The organism is Actinomycetospora sp. ABD4_176 (assembly GCF_056311855.1).
In genome coordinates this window covers 1,005,498-1,022,887 of the sequence record NZ_CM149974.1, presented here as the reverse complement: position 1 = coordinate 1,022,887, position 17,390 = coordinate 1,005,498, and the positions used below count along the sequence as shown (strand labels likewise).

Below are 17,390 nucleotides of genomic sequence, written 5' to 3'. Positions count from 1 at the left end.
CGGTAGCGTGCGGGCCGTGACCACGACGGCGACCACGACGGCGACCGCGGCGGCGTCGACGCGCCCGGAGGTGCCGGCGGACGGGCTCGTGGTCGTCGTCAAGCAGGACTGCCCGACGTGCCGGCTCGTGGCGCCGGTGCTCGGCGGCCTCGCCGACCACGGCGTCACGGTCTACAGCCAGGACGACCCCGCGTTCCCGCCCGGCGTCGCGGTCCGCGACGACACCGACCTCGACGCCAGCGTCGCGCTGGGCATCGACGTCGTCCCGACCCTGCTGCGCCGCGAGGGCGGCCGGGAGACCGCGCGGGCCGAGGGCTGGGACCGGGCGACGTGGCGCGAGCTCTCGGGCCTCGGCGACCTCGGCGCGGAGCTGCCCGAGTGGAAGCCCGGCTGCGGCTCGCGCACCCACGACCCCGCGGTCGCCGACGCGATGCTCGTGCGCGCCCGGGGCCACGAGCTCGCCGCCCGCCGCGTCGAGCTCGCCGGGCTCGAGGACGAGGCCGAGGCCCTGTACGACCGCGGCTGGACCGACGGCCTGCCCGTGGTCGCGCCGACCCCGCCCCGCGTGCTGCGGATGCTGGCCGGCACGACCCGCGCGCCCGACGAGGTCGTCGCCGTCGTCCCGCCGAACCTGGTGCCCGCGACCGTCGAGAAGGTCGCGATCAACGCCGTGCTCGCCGGCTGCCGGCCCGACTACCTCCCGGTGGTGCTCGCGGCCGTCGAGGCGGTGTGCAGCGAGGAGTTCAACGCCCACGGCCTGCTCGCCACGACCTGGGGCGCGGGGCCGGCGGTGCTGGTCCACGGGCCGGTCGCCCGGCGGATCGGGGTGAACGCCGGGGGCAACGCGCTCGGCCAGGGCGCGCGGGCGAACTCGACGATCGGGCGGGCGGTGCAGCTGGTGATCCGCAACGTCGGCGGCGGGCGCCCCGGCGAGGTCGACCGGGCGACGCTGGGCCAGCCCGGCAAGGTCGGCCTGTGCTTCGCCGAGGACGAGGAGTACTCGCCGTGGGAGCCCCTGTCCGTCGAGCGCGGGGTGCCGGCCGGCGCGTCGGCGGTCACGGTGTTCGCGAGCGAGGGGCCGCGCGGCGTCGTCGACCAGATCTCGCGCACCCCCGGGTCGCTGGCCCGGTCGCTCGCGGTGGCGCTGCGCGGGGTCGGGCACCCGAAGCTCGCGCCGGGCTTCGATGCGGTGCTGGTGCTCAGCCCCGAGCACGTCGCCGTGTTCGCCGAGGCCGGCTGGGACCGCGCCCGCTTCACCACGGCGCTCGACGACCTGCTCCTGCTCCCGCCCGAGGAGCTCGCCCGGGGCGCCGACGGCATCCAGGAGGGCGTGCCGGAGCCCACCCGGCCGCGCCCGAAGTTCCGCCGCGGCGGGCTGATGGTGGCCGTCGCCGGCGGGGGAGCGGGCAAGTTCTCCGCCGTGCTCGGCGGCTGGGTCGGCGGGCCGGGCGGCAGCTCGCCCGTCACACGTCTGATCGAGGAGGGCTGACATGACCACCGTGCTCGACCCCACCGACGAGTCCCGCCCCGCCACCCGCACCGTCGGGCCGCGCCCCGACGACCTCGCGGGCCGCACGGTCGGGCTGCTCGACATCGCCAAGCCGCGCGGCGACGTCTTCCTCGACCGGCTCGCGGACCTGCTCGCCGACCGGGGCGCGACGGTCCGCCGCTACGCCAAGCCGACCTTCACGAAGCCGATGCCCGCCGATCTGCGCGCGGAGATCGGTGCGGAGTGCGACGTCGTGATCGAGGCCCTCGCCGATTGAGGCTCGTGCACGTCGTGCAGTGTGCACGACCTCGCCGCCCTCGAGGCCGACGGCGTCGCCGCCACGTTCGTCGCGTCCAGCGAGTTCGTGACGGCCACCGACGCCCAGGCCCGCGCGCTGGGCTTCGCGTCGGTGCCCGCGGTCTACGTCGCCCACCCGATCCAGGACCGCACCGACCCCGAGATGGCGGCGCTCGCCGACGAGGCGCTACCCCGGGTGCTCGCAGCCGTCACGGAGGCTCCCCCGACCGCGTAGGGGCGCAACACGCCGGATCGACACGCCGTGTGGCACAGCGGACACGGTGCGTCGAGCGTCCGCTCGGGTGGCACACGGAACAGCGGAACACCGGTGCTCCGGACCTCACGGCGGGCATACGCTCCCTCGGGATCCGGGAGGGAGCACCCAGATGACGGTCGGCTCATGACGACGGCGACGGACGCCGGGACCGCCCACCGCCGGGCGGTGGACGCGGTGCGGGAGGGACTCGCGGCGCTGCCGGCGGACGCCCCGGTGCGGCTGCGCAAGAAGACCTCGAACCTGTTCCGCTTCCGCGGGGGAGCGGGCGGGCTGACCGTCGAGGGCCTCGACCGCGTCCTCGCCGTCGACCCCGTGGCGCGCACCGCCGACGTCGCGGGCATGACCACCTACGAGCAGCTCGTCGCGGCGACCCTGCCGCACGGGCTGATGCCGCTGGTGGTGCCGCAGCTCAAGACGATCACGCTCGGGGGAGCGGTGGTCGGCCTCGGGATCGAGTCGTCGTCGTTCCGCGCCGGCCTGCCGCACGAGTCGGTCCTCGAGGCCGACGTGCTCACCGGGACCGGCGACATCCTCTCGACCACCGAGCACCCCGACCTGCTCGCGGGCCTGCCCAACTCGTACGGCACGTTGGGCTACGCGCTGCGCCTCACCATCGAGCTCGCACCGGTCAAGCCGTTCGTGCGGCTGCGCCACGTCCGCTTCGACACCGCCGAGGAGGTCGCGCGGGCGCTCGCCGAGGTCTCCGCGTCGGGGACCTGGGAGTCCGAGCGGGTCGACTTCTGCGACGGCGTCGTCTTCTCCGCCGACGAGCACTACATGACCGTCGGCGAGATGGTCGACACCGCGCCGTACCTCTCGGACTACACCGGCCAGCGGATCTACTACCGGTCGGTGCAGCAGCGCGAGAGCGACTTCCTGACGATCCACGACTACCTGTGGCGCTGGGACACCGACTGGTTCTGGTGCTCGCGCGCCCTCGGCGTCCAGCACCCGGTGGTGCGGCGGCTGTGGCCCGCGCGGTACCGGCGATCGGACGTCTACCGCCGGATCGTCGCGCTCGACCGCCGCACGGGCCTGTCCCAGGCCCTCGCGCGCCGCAGCGGCGTGGCCGGCGTCGAGCCGATCATCCAGGACGTCGAGGTGCCGGTGGACCGGCTCGCGGAGTTCCTCGCCTTCTTCCACGACGAGATCGGGATCGAGCCGGTCTGGCTGTGCCCGCTCCGGGCGCGCGACCGCCGGAGCTGGCCGCTCTACCCCTTGGACCCCGACACGACCTACGTCAACATCGGGTTCTGGTCCGACGCCCCGCTCACCGAGGGCCAGGCGCCGGACCACCACAACCGGCGCATCGAGCAGGTGCTCATGGGGCTGGACGGCCACAAGTCCCTGTACTCGACCGCCAGCTACACCAGGGACGAGTTCGACGCGCTCTACGGGGGGACGACCTACCGGGACCTCAAGGAACGGTACGACCCGGACGGCCGTCTCCCGGACCTCTACACCAAGACCGTGACGGGCTGAGGAGGATCGTCGTGCAGGTCGCCGAGATGTTCCGACCAGTGCTGGGGGAGCAGGCCCCCGTCGCCATCCGTGCCTACGACGGGAGCAGGTCGTCGCCCGGCGGCGCCGACCCCGTCGCCACCGTCGACGTGCGCAGCGAGACGGCCCTGGCCTACCTCGCCGGCTCGCCGAACAGCCTCGGGCTCGCGCGGGCCTACGTCTCCGGGCACCTCGACGTCGACGGCGACATCTACGAGGCGCTGTCGGCGTTGAGCGACCTGACCGTCTCCGACGTGCCGCCCTCGACGCTGATGCGCATGGTCGCGCGGCTGGCCCCGCTGCGGTGGCGCCACCGTATCGCCCCGCCGCCCGAGGAGCACCGCCAGCACGGGCGACGGCACTCCAAGGACCGCGACTCCGAGGCGATCGAGCACCACTACGACGTCTCGAACCGCTTCTACGAGATGGTCCTGGGGCCCTCGATGGCCTACACGTGCGCGGTCTACCCGTCGGCGACCGCGACGCTCGAGGAGGCCCAGTTCACCAAGCACGCGCTGGTCGCCGAGAAGCTGCGCCTCGAGCCGGGGATGCGCCTGCTCGACGTCGGCTGCGGCTGGGGCCAGATGTCGATGCACGCCGCCGAGCACCACGGGGTGCAGGCCCTGGGCGTGACGCTCTCGCGCGACCAGGCCACCTGGGCGCAGAAGGAGGTCGCGCGCCGGGGGCTGGGGGACCTCGTCGAGATCCGGCACGCCGATTACCGCGACGTCACCGAGACCGGGTTCGACGCGGTGGCCTCGATCGGGCTCACCGAGCACATCGGGCGGCGCAACATCCCGGCCTACTTCCAGTTCCTGCACAGCAGGCTGCGTCCCGGCGGCCGGCTGCTCAACCACTGCATCACCCGCCCCGACGCGCACCACCGGGCGCACGCCGACCCGTTCATCGACCGCTACGTCTTCCCGGACGGCGAGCTCCTGCCGATCGGCTGGCTGATCTCGCAGATGAACGGCGCGGGCTTCGAGATCCGGCACGAGGAGAACTTCCGCGAGCACTACGCGAAGACGCTCGCGGGCTGGTCGGCGAACCTCGAGGCGAACTGGGACGCCTGCGTCGAGGAGGCCGGGGAGGGGCGCGCCCGCGTGTGGCGGCTCTACATGCCGGCCTGCCAGGTCGGGTTCGACGTCAACAACATCCAGCTCCACCAGGTGCTGGGGGTCAAGCTCGGCCCCGACGCGCGCTCCGGGTTCCCGTGGCGGCCCGCGTACTGAGCAGCCCCCGCGGCGGGGTGTCGTCGGGCCCGCGCTCCTCGTCGGGCGTCTCGAGGACACCCCGCAGCTTGGCCACCGCCCGGTGCTGGGCGACGCGGACCGCGCCCGGCGTCGAGGAGACCGCGACCGCCGTCTCCTCGGCCGAGAGCCCGACGACGACGCGCAGGACGAGGATCTCGCGCTGCTTGGCCGGCAGCTGGGCGAGCAGCGCGCGCATCTCCGCGCTGGCCGACGCCTCGAGGGCGTGCTGCTCCGGGCCGACGGCGTCGGTGAAGCCCTCGGGGACCTCGTCGGTGGGTTCGGAGCGGTCGCGGCCGGCGTGGCGGTGGGCGTCGACGACCTTGTGCGCGGCGATGCCGTAGACGAACGCCAGGAACGGCTTGCCCTGGTCGGTGTAGGTCGGCAGCGCCTTGAGAACCGCCAGGCAGACCTCCTGGGCGACGTCGTCGGCGGCCACGCCGGCGCGGTCGGTGCCCAGCCGCGAGCGGCAGTAGCGCACGACCAGGGGCCGCAGGATCGCGAGCAGCTGGTTGAGGGCCGCCCGGTCGTCGGCCAGGACGGCGGCGACCAGCCGATCGATCTCGTCGGACTCCTCGGTCACCGGCGCCCCCGCCGGTGTCCTGTTCCAGCCACGGTTCCCCCCGAGCACGCCCGGACCGTGCGCCCGGACCATCCACTGAAAGTGAGCGACCGTCACACAGCGGAGACAGGCGTCCCGCTACGCGACCCGGCCGTGATCCCACCGTGCTCGATCGGGTGGGCACTGTGAAGGAGGCGCGCGGTCGGCGGACGGACTGTCCGCCGGGCGGCCGATCGGTCGTGTCCGATTCAACGTCCGGACGCAGACGACCTGCCGTCACCGGTCGACCACCGACGGCGAGCGGATCTCAATCACCGACATGGCCCAACGTGCCGCAGGCGCCGCTCCCGGCGCTGCTCGAGGCCCGGGGTGTGCGAGCGATGCGGCGTCGCTGGCGTTGAAGGCCAGGATCGCTACATCCTCGCCGGCGCGACACGCCGTGGCCCGCGCACCGCTCCCGCACGTCGGTGTCGATCCGATAATCGCCATTATGTCATCTTGTCAGGAGGGCCCGCGGGACGGAGATCATCGACCTCCTCCCCTCACGACCTGCGCTGACCTACGATGCCGACCGCGACGGTCCCGGGTTCCCGCGGGGCCACAGGGGGCGGCGTGGGCAGCGAGGACGGCGGCAACGGCAACGGCCACCCGAACGGCGAACCGTTCGGTCGGTACCGCCTGCAGGGCCTCATCGGCTCCGGCGGCATGGGCGACGTCTACCAGGCCGTCGACACCGAGCACGACCGCGTCGTCGCCCTCAAGCTGCTCCCCCCGCTGTTCAGCGGCAGCGCCGAGTTCCAGGAGCGCTTCCGCCGCGAGTCCCGCATCGCCGCCCGCCTGCGCGACCCGCACATCATCCCGATCCACGACTTCGGCGAGATCGACTCCCGCCTCTACATCGACATGCGCCTCGTCGACGGCGGGACGACCATCGCGAGCCTGCTGCGCGACGAGGGCCCGCTCCCGCCCGACCGCGCGGTCCACCTCGTCGCCCAGGCCGCCGAGGGTCTCGACGCCGCGCACGGCGACGGGCTGATCCACCGCGACGTCAAGCCGTCCAACGTCCTCGTCACCGCGCGGGACTTCGTCTACGTCATGGACTTCGGCATCGCGCACGCCGTCGGGCAGACGCAGTTCGGGCTGACGATGACGGGCACGACGGTCGGGACGATCGACTACATGGCCCCGGAGCGGTTCCTCAACGGGGCCGTGGACCGTCGGGTCGACGTCTACGCGCTCGGCTGCCTGCTCCACCAGTGCCTGACGGGACGCCCGCCCTTCGAGGCCGCCGAGGCGCCGGCGCTGATGTTCGCCCACGTCCACGGCGAGCCGCCGCGTCCCAGCGCCTCCGTCGACGGCGTGCCCCCGACGCTCGACGACGTCGTGGTCACCGCGATGGCGAAGGACCCCGCCGACCGGTACGCGACCGCCGGCGAGCTCCGCGACGCCGCCCGCCGGGCCCTCGAGGGCGGCGGCGGGCCGGCTCCCCGCGGACCGGTCGGGGCGCGCCTCACCACGCCGGTCCCCCGCGGCACCCGTCCCGACGATCCGGGCCCGGACGGACCGCCCGGGACCACCGGCGGCCGGCCGGCGGCGAGCGCCGCCCGGCCCGGCACCGTGCCCCCCGGCTCCCGCCCGTCCGGGCCCGCGCCGTCCGGGCCCACGCCGTCCGGGCCCACGCCGTTCGGGCCCACGCCGTTCGGGCCCACGCCGTTCGGACCCCCGCCGTCCGGTCGGACGGGACCCGACGCGGCGGCGGCCCTCGCGGCCCCGACGGCCGCCGTGGCCACCGGTCCGCCCTCGGCCCCGGGCCGCGAGGGCCGGGGTGGGGCCGCCGCTCCCCCGCCGGTCCCGCCCGCGCCGCAGGACGGCGCCGAGAGGTCCCCGAGGCCGCGGCGGCCCCGTCGCCAGACCCTCCTCGTGCTCGGAGGCTGCGCGGTGGTCGCGCTGGCGCTCCTCGCGGTGCTGCTGGTCGCGCTGCCCGACCGGGACGTCGCGCCGGCCGGCCAGGGGTCGGCGGCGCCCGCGGTCAGCGCCCCGACCGCCGAGGTCATCGGGTCGGTGCCCACGCCGCCCACCCCGGGCTCGATGGCGGTCGCCCCGGGCGGACGGATCGCGTACGTCGCCAACCGCGAACCGCGCGTGCTGACCGTCGTCGACCTCCTCACCGGCACCACCCGCCGCACCATCCCGGTGCCCGAGGCCCCGCCGCGCTTCATCGCGTTCTCCGCCGACGGCGCCCGCGCCTACGTCAGCGCCTACACCGAGGACGACGCGGTGAACGTGGTGCAGGTGGTGGACACGGCCTCGGGCGAGGTCGTCGCCGTCGTGCCGGTGGACCGGCGGCCCTACGCGCTGGCCGTCGCCCCCGACCAGCGCAGCGTGTGGATCCCCAGCCACGACGACGCGACCATCGACGTCCTCGACACGACCTCGCTCACCATCACCCGGCGCATCGACGTCGCGCCGAACCCGCACTGGATCGCCTTCGGCGGCGGGCGCGCGTACATCGCCAACCACGAGTCGGACCTGGTCACGGTCCTCGACGCGACGACCGGGGCCACCCTCGTCACGGTGCCCGTCGGCCGCAGCCCGCACGCGCTCGCGGTCTCCCCGGACGGCACGCGGGTCGCGGTCGCGAACTACGACGGCGCTGGGGTGTCGTTCATCGACACCGCCACCTCGCAGGTGGCGGCCACCGTGCCGGTGGGGCGCGGGCCCCAGTACACCTCCTACGCCGGCGACGGACGCCACGTCTACACGGCGAACGTGCAGGACGGGACGGTGTCGGTGATCGACACGACGACGTCGACGGTGTCGGGCACGGTGCCGGTGTGCTCGTCGCCGACGAGCGTCGTGGTGGTGCCCCCGGAGGACCGGACCGCGCGCGTGACCTGCCTGGACGAGTCCCGGCTGGCCGTGCTGCAGATCGCGGAGTGACGCGGGGCGGAGCCGGGGCGCGGGGCGTCACCGCGGCCTAGGCTCGCCCGCGGTGGCGGAGCGGAGCACGACGTGGCCCGGAGCGGCGGGCCGGTGGGTCGTGCTCGCCGTCCTCACCGCGGTCGCGACGGTCGGGCTCGCCGCGCTGGCGGTGCCGTCGGCGGCGCTGTTCGCCGGGCTCCTGGTGGCGACGGTCGTCGCGCTCGCCGGCCTCGGGCCGCGCGCCGTCGCGCCCCGCGCCACCTCGGCCGCGCAGGCGGTCATCGGCGTCGTCATCGGCCTGCTCGCGCGCCCGGAGACGCTCGGCGCGGTGGCCGCCGACTGGCTGCCGGTCCTGCTCATCAGCGTCGGCACCCTGCTCGCCAGCATGGCCGCGGGGCTGGTCATGGGCCTGCAGCGCGGGGTGTCGGCGCTGACCGGGGTGCTCGCGCAGACCGCGGGCGGCGCGTCCGGGCTCGTCGCGATCAGCCGGGGCCTCGGCGGGGACGAGCGCGTGGTCGCGGTCGTGCAGTACCTGCGGGTGGGCCTGGTGACCGCGACGATGCCGGTGGTCGCGGTCCTCGGCTACGGGGCCGCGCACGTCGACGGCGCCGCCCCGGCCCCCGACGCGGGCCCGGCGGCGCCGTGGTGGCTCGGGGTCGCCGTGCTGGTCGGGTGCGGCGTGGTCGGCGCGCCGCTCGCCCGCCTGCTGCACGTGCCGGCCGGCTCGCTGCTGGGGCCCATGGTCGTGGCGGCCGCGGTGGGTCTCACCGGCGTCGTCGGCGATGCGACCGTCCCGGGCCTGGTCGTCGACGTCGCCTACGCCGTCATCGGGTGGCAGGCGGGCCTGCGCTTCACGCGGTCCGCGCTGCTCACCGTGCTGCGGGTCCTCCCCCTCGCGACGGCGCTCATCCTCGCGGTGATCGTCGTGTGCGCCGGTCTCGGGCTCGTGCTGTCGTCGGTCACGGGCATGACGCTGCTCGAGGGCTACCTCGCGACCACCCCGGGCGGCATCTACGCGGTGCTCGCCACCGCCATCTCCTCGGGCGTCGACGTCACCTCCGTGGTCGCGGTGCAGGTGCTGCGCGTGCTGCTGATGCTGCTCGTCGCTCCCCTGCTGGCCCGCGTCGTGGGACGCCGGACCACGAGCTGATCAGGGGCGGCGCAGGCCGTCGAGCAGGCGGGCCGGGGACAGGGCGACCTCGAAGGGTCGCGTCACCTCCACGACCTCGTCGCCGGCGGCCTCCGCGAGGGTGACGTACCGCCCGCTGCCGTCGAGCTCGAGCACCTCGAGCGCGGCGCGTCAGCGCCATCTCCTGGTGCGGCCGGCCCCGGCGCCGGGCTCACGAAGAGCATCCCGTCGATGAGCTCACGACGACGGCCGTCGTCGGGCATCGCGTGCAGCTCGGCCACCGTGTAGGCCGAGGTCGACGCCGGCTCGCCCACGGGCGCCATCGTCCCGCTCCTCCCCTCGCCCCACCAGCGCCGACCGGAGCCGATGGATCCCCGCGGGGGTACTGGAGTAGACGCCGAGCGTGTCCAGCCCGGCTCCGGCGGCCGCGCCGTCGAGCGCTTCCGCCCACTCCTCGTCGTCGGCATTGATCTCGGGCGGGCCGAGCCGTTCGAGCACGAAGAGGCAGGAGCCGCGCCCGGTCGCAGTGTCCAGCGGCCCGCCGCCGAAGTGCGCGAGCATGTCCCGCAGGCCCCGCACGAGGTGCGGGTCGGGGCGTCGCGGCGAGTCCTCGAGCGGGACGACGGCCGGCGCCTGGCGGCGGTCGCCGTCCACGAGCATCAGCCAGACGCAGCCGTCCTGGCGGGCCGGTCCGACGATCACCTCGACGCGCGCGCGGACGTCGTCGTCGGTGAGCAGGAGCGGGGCGTTCTCCGGGGTGAGTGTCATGCCGTCCACGGTGGGCGCCTCGGCGCCGACGTGGGTGCCGTTTCGCGGAAGCCGTCGCTCTCGTGCCGTCACCTCGACCGTGGTGACACTCCCGGGAGATCGTCGTGGAGAGCCCGTCAGGACGTCGACCGCAGCCGCCCCAGCAACGGGATGGCCGCGATCTTCTCCTCGGTCAGCGCGTCCCAGTCGATCCGGCCCGGGTGGCGGGCCTCGCGGGTGCAGGTGACCACCCGGTCGGCGGTGACGACGAGGTCGAGGCGTACGTCGTGGTCGGTGACGGGGATGTCGCCGACGGGGACGATCTGCTGCTCGTGCACGGTCGTGACGACCGGCGTGTCCGGCGCGACCAGTCCTGCCTCGCTCGCCACCGCGAACTCGAGGTCGGAGAACCCGCCGCCCTTGCCCAACCGCGCGCCGCGGGTGTCCACGGCGACGCACCCGGTGACGACGAGGTCGACGGGCTCCAGGTCCTCGACGGCCACCGTGCGCCCCGACCGCGACGCCCCCTTGATCGACGAGGCCTTGCGCGGGGTGTCGGCGAGGTGCTCGGGGTCGAGCAGGAAGAACGGCGCCTCCTCGGCCAGGCGCGGCACGGCCATGTAGACGGTCTTGCCGTCCTCGAGCGCGCGCTGGCGCACCGGCCACTGGGCGGCGTCGGGGTTGCACTTCAGCGTCCGCGCCCGTCGCCAGACGTCGGTGCCGCGCAGGCGCTCGGCCGCCGCCTCGGCGCCGCTGACGTTCGGGATGCGCCCGTGCGCGCCCGGGAACCGCGCGAGCTTCCCGTCGCGCAGCGCGTCCCAGACCCGCTCGCGCACGGCCGCCTTGGCCTCGTTCACCGCCGCCGATCCCCCGGCGTCCCCGTCGTGCCGGCGTGCTCCTCGTGCCACGGCGGACACGCTACGGGCGTCTATTGACAACTTTTCTTGTCAATGTTGTCCTGGGTCCGTGCTCGACGTGGACGTGATCGACGAACCGGCGGCCGCCGCGGCGGCCCTCGACCCGCTGCGCGCGCGCCTGCTGGCCGCGCTCGCCGAGCCCGGATCGGCCTCCACGCTGGCCGGACGGGTCGGCCTGACCCGACAGAAGGTCAACTACCACCTGCGCACGCTCGAGGCGCACGGCCTGGTCCGCGAGGTCGGGCAGCGCGCCAGGCGCGGGCTGACCGAGCGGATGGTGGAGGCCTCCGCCGCCTCCTACCTCGTCTCCCCCGCCGCGCTCGGGGAGGCCGCGAGCGACCCCGGGCGCGTCTCGGACCGGCTCTCGGCCCGCTACCTGCTGGCCCTCGGCGGACGCCTGGTGCGCGAGGTCGGCGACCTCGCCCGCCGCGCCGACGCCACCGACAAGCGCCTGGCCACGCTCGCGATCGACACCGAGATCGCCTTCGCCTCGCCCGCCGACCGGGCCGCGTTCGCCGAGGAGCTCGGCGCCGCGGTCCGCGACCTCGTCGCCCGCCACCACGCGCCCGGCGGGCGCCCCCACCGCCTCGTCGTCGGCGCGCACCCCGTGCCCGCGCCGGCCCCGGACCCCGCCACCGACTCCCCGGAGGACCCGTCATGACCGAGCAGGACCACCGCACCGTCGACCTCGAGGTCACGGTCCCCGGCACGCCCGAGCAGGTCTGGGACGCGATCGCGACCGGGCCCGGCATCAGCTCCTGGCTGCACCCCACCCGCGTCGACGAGCACGTCGGCGGCGCCTTCGGCTTCGACATGGGCGGGTCCGACGAGGCGGCCCACAGCACCCCGCAGGGCACCGTCACCGCCTACGACGCCCCCGCGCGTTTCGCCACGGAGGCCGCCTGGTCGATCGGCCCGGAGACCACCACGCTCGCCACCGAGTGGCTGGTGAGCACGCGCGACGAGGGCACGTGCGTCGTGCGGATGGTGATGAGCGGCTTCGGGTCGGGCGACGACTGGGACGACGAGATCGACGCGCTGCGCGAGGGCATGGGCGTCGCGCTGGAGACCCTGCGCCTCTACCTCGCGCACTTCGCCGGGCACCGGCCCGCGACGGTCGACGCCGGGGCGCGGCTGGGCGGTCCGGCGGAGGACGCGTGGTCGCGCCTGGTCGCGGGCACCGGCCTGGCGGAGGCCCGCGTCGGCGAGCGCCTCGCCCTCGGCGGGATGCCGGAGCTCGCCGGCACGGTCGAGGCCCTCTCCCCCGGGCGCTGGCACCGGGCCGCCGTCCTGCTCCTCGAGACGCCGGCGCCCGGCGTCGCCGCGCTCGTGGCGGCGGGCCGGGACGCCCACGCGTCGGTGCACCTGACCTTCTTCGACGGTCCCGGGACCGACGCCGCCGCCGTCGCCGACCGCGAGCGCCCCCGCTGGCAGGCCTGGCTGGCGACGGTCGGGACCTCGTCCGCGACGACCGCCGGGGAGCCCCGGTGACCCGCACCCGCACACGGCTCGCACTGGCCGTGCTCACCCTGCCCGCCCTGCTCGTCGCGCTCGACCTGTCCGTGCTGCTGGTCGCGCTGCCGCGCCTGTCCGAGGACCTCGGCGCCGACGCGGCCCAGCAGCTCTGGATCACCGACGTCTACGGCTTCCTCGTCGCCGGCTTCCTCGTGACGATGGGCAGCCTCGGCGACCGGATCGGCCGGCGACGCCTGCTGCTCGTCGGCGCCGCCGCGTTCGGCGCGGCGTCGCTGGCGTGCGCGTTCGCCCCCACCCCGGAGCTGCTCATCGCGGCACGCGCGCTGCTGGGCCTCGCCGGCGCCACGCTCATGCCCTCGACGCTCGCGCTGGTCACGAGCCTCTACACCGATCCGCGACGGCAGGGCGTCGCGATCGCCACCGTGTTCTCCGCGATCATGGCCGGCGGGGCGCTCGGGCCCGCACTGGGCGGGCTGCTGCTCGCCCACTCCTGGTGGGGCTCGGTGTTCCTGCCCGGCGTCGCCGTCATGGTGCTGCTGCTCGTCGCCGGGCCGCGGCTGCTGCCCGCGGGCGAGGGCACCGGGGTCGGGCGGCTCGACCCCGCGAGCGTCGCGCTGTCCCTTCTCGCGCTGCTGCCGGTCGTGCACGGGGTCAAGGAGCTGGCCCGGGGCGACGTCGGCGTCGTCACGGCGCTCGCGCTCGGGGTGGGCGTCGTCGCCGGCGTGGCCTTCGTCCGTCGCCAGCGCCGCCTGACCCACCCCCTGCTCGACCTGCGCCTGCTCGCCCACCCGGCCCTGCGGGGGGCGCTGCTCACGATGCTGCTGGGCGGGGTGGTGATGGGCGGGATGTTCCTGGTCGTCACCCAGGACCTGCAGCTGGTCGCCGGCCTCGACCCGCTGGCGGCGGGGCTCGCGACGCTGCCGGGCACCGTGGCGATGCTGCTCGGCGTGCTCGCCGGGCCCCACCTCGCGCGGCGGTTCCGCCCGGCGTGGGTGATGGCGGGCGGCACGACCCTGGCGGCGGTCGGGCTCACCGGCGTCGCGCTCGCCCCGGACACGGTGACGATGCTCGCCGCCTTCACCGTCGCGCTGCTCGGCATGGGCCTCCCCGGCGGGCTGGGCGTGGGCCTGGTGATCTCCTCGGCGCCGCCCGAGCAGGCCGGGTCGGCGTCGTCGCTCTCGGAGACCGGCCAGGAGCTGGGCATGGCCGTGGGGCTCGCCGGGCTCGGCAGCCTCGCCGTCGCCGCCTACCGGGCGCTGCTGCCCGCCGACGTCCCTGCCGCCGCGCACGACGGGCTCGCGGGCGCGGTCGCGACCGGCGACCCGGCGGTGCTCGCGCCGGCCCGGGAGGCGTTCACGGGCGCGGCCGGTCTGACCGCCGCGGTGGCCGCCGTGGTGCTTCTCGGGGTGTCCGTGCTGGTCGTGGCCACGCTGCGGCACGTGCCGGCGACACCCACGAGCGAGCCCGAGCTCGTCGACGCGTGAGCTTCACGCCCCGCGCCACCGCCCGGGTGGGACGCCGTGCTCGGCACGGAAGCGACGCACGAAGTAGCCGGCGTCGCGGAACCCCACCCGGGCGGCGACGGCGGTCACGGTGAGGTCGGTGTCGGCGAGCAGGCGGCGGGCCTCGCGCAGGCGCCGCTCGGTGATCCACTGCTGGACCGTGCGCCCGGTCCGCCGGCGCACCACCGTCGTCACGTGACCCGGGGTCAGCCCGACCGCGTCGGCGACGTCGCGCAGCGACAGGGGCGCGCGGAAGCGCTGCTCGACGACGTCGAACACCGCCGCGAGCAGGGGTTCGTCGCGGTCGCGGAGCTCGTCGGTGACCACGGCCTCGAGCCGCGTGAGCTCCACGAGCAGCAGCGTCAGGTAGGCCCGGACCGCCGCGGCGGCGCCCTCCCGGCGCTCGCGCAGCTCGGTGTCGAGGGCCCGCACGTGCCCGACCCACCGGGCGCGCTCCTCGTCGGGGAGCGTGAAGCGCTGCCACCCGACCCGTCCGTGGCCCACCAGCGGGGCGAGCAGCGGGTGCGACCGCCAGGAGACCAGCGAGCCGGTGGTGGCGGGGTCGACGGCGTCGGCCGGGAAGTAGACCATCCACAGGTCGCTGGGCGTGGCGAGGTGCCCGCCGTGCGGGGCGACGACCGCCCCCGGCGCGAGCACCGCCACGTCGCCCGCGGCGAGCGGGACGTCGCGGTCGTCCACCCGCAGCGCGCCCGTGCCGGACTCGACGAGCAGGAGCAGCAGGAAGTCGTGGGCGTGCGGGGTGGCGTTCGGGGCCCCGGCGGGCGGGAGATCGGCGACGTCGGAGACGCCGCGCCGGTGCCGCACGGTGACGTCGAGGCCGTCCGGCGAGCGGGGGTAGTCGACGACCGGGACATCAGAAGATCGTCCCATCGCGCCCGATCCGCGTCCCTTGTCCGCAGGTGGGACCGCGCGGAGCGTGGACGACGACACCGAATCCCGTCCCACGAGGAGAGCAAAGCATGACCGAGCCGGAGCGCGCCACCCCGCCACCCTCCCGTCCCGCCCGGGCCTTCCTGCCCGCGATGGGCCGGGAGTCGTTCCTGCCCGCCTACGACCTGACGAGCCGCCTGCTCGGCGCCGGCCCCGCCCACGCCCGACTCGTCGCCCAGGCCGCGCCGCCGGCCGGCGGGCGGGTCCTCGAGATCGGGTGCGGCACCGGCAACGTGCTCGCCGCCGTGGCACGAAGCCACCCGGACGTCGAGCTCATCGGGATCGACCCCGACACGGCCGCCCTCGAGCGGGCCCGCGCGAAGCTGCCCGCCCGCGTGCGCCTCGAGCAGGCCTACGCCGACGACCTGCCGCTGCCCGACGCCGGCCTCGACCGCGTGCTGTCGTCGCTGATGTTCCACCACCTGCCGCCCGAGCAGCAGCGCGGCGCCCTGCGCGAGGTCCGGCGGGTGCTGCGTCCGGGCGGGTCGCTGCACCTCGTCGACATGGAGGGCGAGCCGTCGCGGGGCCCGCTGGCGCGCCTGGCCACCGCCGCGATGCGCCGGATGGCGCGGGGCGCGGGCGGCGACCAGGAGCACGGCCACGGGCACGGCCACGGGCACGGCCACGGGCACGGGCACGGGCACGGGGACGACGAGGGAGAGCCGCGCCGGCACGTCACCGGCGCCGAGGAGGTTCTGGCCCTGATGCGCGAGGCCGGCCTGGTCGGCGCCGCGGTGGTCCAGCGTCGCCGCTGGACGCTCGGGACGCTGGCGTTCTACTCAGCGCGCGTGCCGGGCTGAGGCGTCCCGGACGTGGTGGCGGGTCACGTGGTGGCACCCGCACTCCGTGTGCTGCTCGTCAGCCGACGCCGATGAGGACACCGGCCACGACGGCCAGGAGGAGCCCGAGGCAGCGCAGCGGCGGAAGGGGTTCGCCGAGGAGCACGTAGGCGAGGATCGCCGTGATGACAGGTGACAGTTCCGTGGTCACGGCAGCCACGCCGACGCTGGCCGCCCCAGCGGCGAACAGGTAGGCCACGGTGCCCGCGGCCGAGAGCGCGCCGATGGCCAGGACCGCCGGCAGCTGCCGCGGGGGCACCAGGAGACGGACGCGGCGCACGAGGGCCGTGGGCAGCGCGACACCCACGATGACGACGAACAGGGCGGTTACGGGCCAGAGCCCGGCTGCGGGGGACGCCTCGCCGAGCAGGACGTACATGACCGCGTGTGCGGCGCCGGCGCCCGCGCCCCACCCCACGCCGCCGCGGGTCGGCCCCGACGGAGACGAGCTCGCCTCGCGCCGCTCGCGGGCCCCGACCAGCACCACCGCGACGATCGCGAGCACGATGCCCGCCGCGGTGGGGCCCGACGTCGCGACACCACGGAGCAGGTCGACCAGCACGGGCAGTCCGGCCGCCGTGACCGACGCGGCCGGCGTGACCACGCCGAGCCGGCCGGTGGCGAACCCGCGCAGGAAGCAGTAGCTCCCGACCATGCCGGCCAGCCCGGCCCCGCCGCCCCACACCAGCGCCGCGGGGTCGGGTGTCCCCGGCACAGCGGTGCTGGCCGGAAGGAGGACGAGCAGCGCTGCGCCTTGACCCAGGACGAGCAGGGTCAACGTCGGCAGTCGCCGCGACAGGGCTCCCCCGACGAAGTCCCCGACGCCGTAGGACACCGCCGCTGTGAGACCCAGCAGCCCGGCGGCGGCGCTACCCATCCCCGCCGGCCACCTCGTTCCGGGGTGCCCCGGGCCCGGCGGCGGCCCGGTCGGTGGTCGCCGCGTCGAGATGCGTCCACGGAGGGCAGGGCTCGCAGGCCGCCCGATCGCAGAGTCGGCAGAGGTGGCGCAGCTCGGTCTGATCGGTCGCCTGCTCGAGCAGCAGCGGCTCGATCAGGGCGGCGAGGCGTTCCCGGTCGCCTCCCAGGCGCTCGAGCTGCGCGGCGAGGGCGTCGTGCCGGGCCGCGAGCAGAGCATCGCGAGCGGTGAGCCCGGCGGGAGTGGGACGCAGAGCGACGGCCCGTCCGGGAGCCGCGCCGCGTTCGACCCAACCACGCTGCTCGAGGCGGTCGACGAGCCGGACCGCGCCCGGGTGGGTCAGCCCGAGCGCGCGACGCAACGTGTCGACACTCATGCCCGGCTCCGCAGCGATCGCCACCAGCGAGGCCGGGCCGGCCCCGCTCATCCCGGTCGCGTGCTCCGCGGCCTCGCGCACGGCGTCGGCCACGGCCAGCACCCAGGCCCCCAGCACGTTCACCGACCGCTCGCCATCGACATGCATGACTCATATTAGAGCGGATGTCCTGAGGCCGGTCCACCCCGGGAACGCGCCGTGCCCGCGCGACGCCGCCGGCCGGATCCGCGGCGACCGCCG

At 75.8% G+C, this 17,390-nt stretch carries 17 protein-coding genes; 10 read left to right on the top strand and 7 right to left on the bottom strand.

Annotated features, from left to right (window positions below; all coding sequences use genetic code 11):
- Nucleotides 1-16 precede the first annotated feature (16 nt).
- The 4 genes from ACYX4T_RS05030 to ACYX4T_RS05015 all read left to right on the top strand — a co-directional run bounded on the left by ACYX4T_RS05030 (nucleotide 17) and on the right by ACYX4T_RS05015 (nucleotide 4,795).
- Nucleotides 17-1,489, top strand: a complete 1,473-nt coding sequence (locus tag ACYX4T_RS05030; RefSeq protein ID WP_476013479.1) for a hypothetical protein — start codon at nucleotides 17-19, stop codon at nucleotides 1,487-1,489.
- Nucleotide 1,490: 1 nt separating this feature from the next.
- On the top strand, nucleotides 1,491-2,021 hold the full coding sequence (locus ACYX4T_RS05025; protein WP_476013478.1) for a UGSC family (seleno)protein: 531 nt from the start codon (nucleotides 1,491-1,493) through the stop codon (nucleotides 2,019-2,021).
- A gap of 165 nt (nucleotides 2,022-2,186) precedes the next feature.
- Entirely contained in the window at nucleotides 2,187-3,545 is a 1,359-nt protein-coding gene (locus ACYX4T_RS05020) for an FAD-binding oxidoreductase (protein WP_476013477.1), read from the top strand.
- Nucleotides 3,546-3,571: 26 nt separating this feature from the next.
- Complete coding sequence (locus ACYX4T_RS05015) at nucleotides 3,572-4,795, top strand: class I SAM-dependent methyltransferase (protein WP_476015183.1); 1,224 nt, start codon at nucleotides 3,572-3,574, stop codon at nucleotides 4,793-4,795.
- On the opposite strand, the gene ACYX4T_RS05010 is transcribed toward ACYX4T_RS05015, so the two are convergent.
- The gene (locus tag ACYX4T_RS05010) at nucleotides 4,743-5,396 is read right to left on the bottom strand and encodes a sigma-70 family RNA polymerase sigma factor (protein ID WP_476015182.1); all 654 of its coding nucleotides are present in this window, start codon (nucleotides 5,394-5,396) and stop codon (nucleotides 4,743-4,745) included. The genes ACYX4T_RS05015 and ACYX4T_RS05010 overlap by 53 nt on opposite strands.
- A 591-nt stretch (nucleotides 5,397-5,987) precedes the next feature.
- Between ACYX4T_RS05010 and ACYX4T_RS05005 the strand changes: the two genes are divergently transcribed.
- Together ACYX4T_RS05005 and ACYX4T_RS05000 are read left to right on the top strand one after the other, a co-directional pair.
- The gene (locus tag ACYX4T_RS05005; RefSeq protein WP_476013476.1) at nucleotides 5,988-8,315 is read left to right on the top strand and encodes a protein kinase domain-containing protein; all 2,328 of its coding nucleotides are present in this window, start codon (nucleotides 5,988-5,990) and stop codon (nucleotides 8,313-8,315) included.
- A gap of 52 nt (nucleotides 8,316-8,367) precedes the next feature.
- Nucleotides 8,368-9,447 carry an AbrB family transcriptional regulator gene (locus ACYX4T_RS05000; RefSeq protein WP_476013475.1) on the top strand — a complete coding sequence of 360 codons (1,080 nt, stop codon included), beginning with the start codon at nucleotides 8,368-8,370 and terminating at the stop codon, nucleotides 9,445-9,447.
- Here the strand turns inward: ACYX4T_RS05000 and ACYX4T_RS04995 are convergent, their stop codons facing one another.
- From ACYX4T_RS04995 to ACYX4T_RS04985, 3 genes are all read right to left on the bottom strand, one after another.
- On the bottom strand, nucleotides 9,448-9,582 hold the full coding sequence (locus ACYX4T_RS04995) for a hypothetical protein (RefSeq protein WP_476013474.1): 135 nt from the start codon (nucleotides 9,580-9,582) through the stop codon (nucleotides 9,448-9,450).
- Nucleotides 9,583-9,663: 81 nt separating this feature from the next.
- On the bottom strand, nucleotides 9,664-10,194 hold the full coding sequence (locus tag ACYX4T_RS04990) for a hypothetical protein (RefSeq protein WP_476013473.1): 531 nt from the start codon (nucleotides 10,192-10,194) through the stop codon (nucleotides 9,664-9,666).
- Nucleotides 10,195-10,310: 116 nt separating this feature from the next.
- Nucleotides 10,311-11,081 (bottom strand): 5-formyltetrahydrofolate cyclo-ligase, encoded by a 771-nt coding sequence (locus ACYX4T_RS04985; protein ID WP_476013472.1) that lies wholly within the window; start codon nucleotides 11,079-11,081, stop codon nucleotides 10,311-10,313.
- Nucleotides 11,082-11,139: 58 nt separating this feature from the next.
- On the opposite strand from ACYX4T_RS04985, the gene ACYX4T_RS04980 reads away from it, so the two are divergent.
- From ACYX4T_RS04980 to ACYX4T_RS04970, 3 genes are read left to right on the top strand one after another with little or no spacing between them, the layout of a single operon-like run.
- Nucleotides 11,140-11,751, top strand: a complete 612-nt coding sequence (locus tag ACYX4T_RS04980; protein ID WP_476013471.1) for an ArsR/SmtB family transcription factor — start codon at nucleotides 11,140-11,142, stop codon at nucleotides 11,749-11,751.
- Nucleotides 11,748-12,581 (top strand): SRPBCC family protein, encoded by an 834-nt coding sequence (locus ACYX4T_RS04975; protein ID WP_476013470.1) that lies wholly within the window; start codon nucleotides 11,748-11,750, stop codon nucleotides 12,579-12,581. The genes ACYX4T_RS04980 and ACYX4T_RS04975 overlap by 4 nt, the downstream gene beginning before the upstream one ends.
- Entirely contained in the window at nucleotides 12,578-14,050 is a 1,473-nt protein-coding gene (locus ACYX4T_RS04970; RefSeq protein ID WP_476013469.1) for an MFS transporter, read from the top strand. Before ACYX4T_RS04975 ends, ACYX4T_RS04970 begins: the two co-directional genes overlap by 4 nt.
- 3 nt (nucleotides 14,051-14,053) lie before the next feature.
- On the opposite strand, the gene ACYX4T_RS04965 is transcribed toward ACYX4T_RS04970, so the two are convergent.
- Nucleotides 14,054-14,959, bottom strand: a complete 906-nt coding sequence (locus tag ACYX4T_RS04965; RefSeq protein WP_476013468.1) for a helix-turn-helix transcriptional regulator — start codon at nucleotides 14,957-14,959, stop codon at nucleotides 14,054-14,056.
- Between the two features lie 89 nt (nucleotides 14,960-15,048).
- Between ACYX4T_RS04965 and ACYX4T_RS04960 the strand changes: the two genes are divergently transcribed.
- Nucleotides 15,049-15,819: a class I SAM-dependent methyltransferase gene (locus ACYX4T_RS04960; protein ID WP_476013467.1), complete on the top strand. Its 771-nt coding sequence runs from the start codon at nucleotides 15,049-15,051 to the stop codon at nucleotides 15,817-15,819.
- Nucleotides 15,820-15,877: 58 nt separating this feature from the next.
- Here ACYX4T_RS04960 and ACYX4T_RS04955 read toward each other — a convergent pair whose 3' ends face one another.
- Nucleotides 15,878-16,735: an EamA family transporter gene (locus ACYX4T_RS04955; RefSeq protein WP_476013466.1), complete on the bottom strand. Its 858-nt coding sequence runs from the start codon at nucleotides 16,733-16,735 to the stop codon at nucleotides 15,878-15,880.
- Nucleotides 16,728-17,273, bottom strand: coding sequence for a MarR family winged helix-turn-helix transcriptional regulator (locus ACYX4T_RS04950; RefSeq protein ID WP_476013465.1), 546 nt, complete (start codon nucleotides 17,271-17,273; stop codon nucleotides 16,728-16,730). The genes ACYX4T_RS04955 and ACYX4T_RS04950 overlap by 8 nt, the downstream gene beginning before the upstream one ends.
- Between the last annotated feature and the right edge of the window lie 117 nt (nucleotides 17,274-17,390).

What these genes read in the sequence shown, in the direction of transcription:
- ACYX4T_RS05020 (WP_476013477.1), top strand. Translation starts at nt 2,187, where the DNA reads ATGACGACGGCGACGGACGCCGGGACCGCCCACCGCCGGGCGGTGGAC.
- ACYX4T_RS05015 (WP_476015183.1), top strand. Translation starts at nt 3,572, where the DNA reads ATGTTCCGACCAGTGCTGGGGGAGCAGGCCCCCGTCGCCATCCGTGCC.
- ACYX4T_RS04990 (WP_476013473.1), bottom strand. Translation starts at nt 10,194, where the DNA reads ATGACACTCACCCCGGAGAACGCCCCGCTCCTGCTCACCGACGACGAC.
- ACYX4T_RS04975 (WP_476013470.1), top strand. Translation starts at nt 11,748, where the DNA reads ATGACCGAGCAGGACCACCGCACCGTCGACCTCGAGGTCACGGTCCCC.
- ACYX4T_RS04965 (WP_476013468.1), bottom strand. Translation starts at nt 14,959, where the DNA reads ATGGGACGATCTTCTGATGTCCCGGTCGTCGACTACCCCCGCTCGCCG.
- ACYX4T_RS04960 (WP_476013467.1), top strand. Translation starts at nt 15,049, where the DNA reads ATGACCGAGCCGGAGCGCGCCACCCCGCCACCCTCCCGTCCCGCCCGG.
- ACYX4T_RS04955 (WP_476013466.1), bottom strand. Translation starts at nt 16,735, where the DNA reads ATGGGTAGCGCCGCCGCCGGGCTGCTGGGTCTCACAGCGGCGGTGTCC.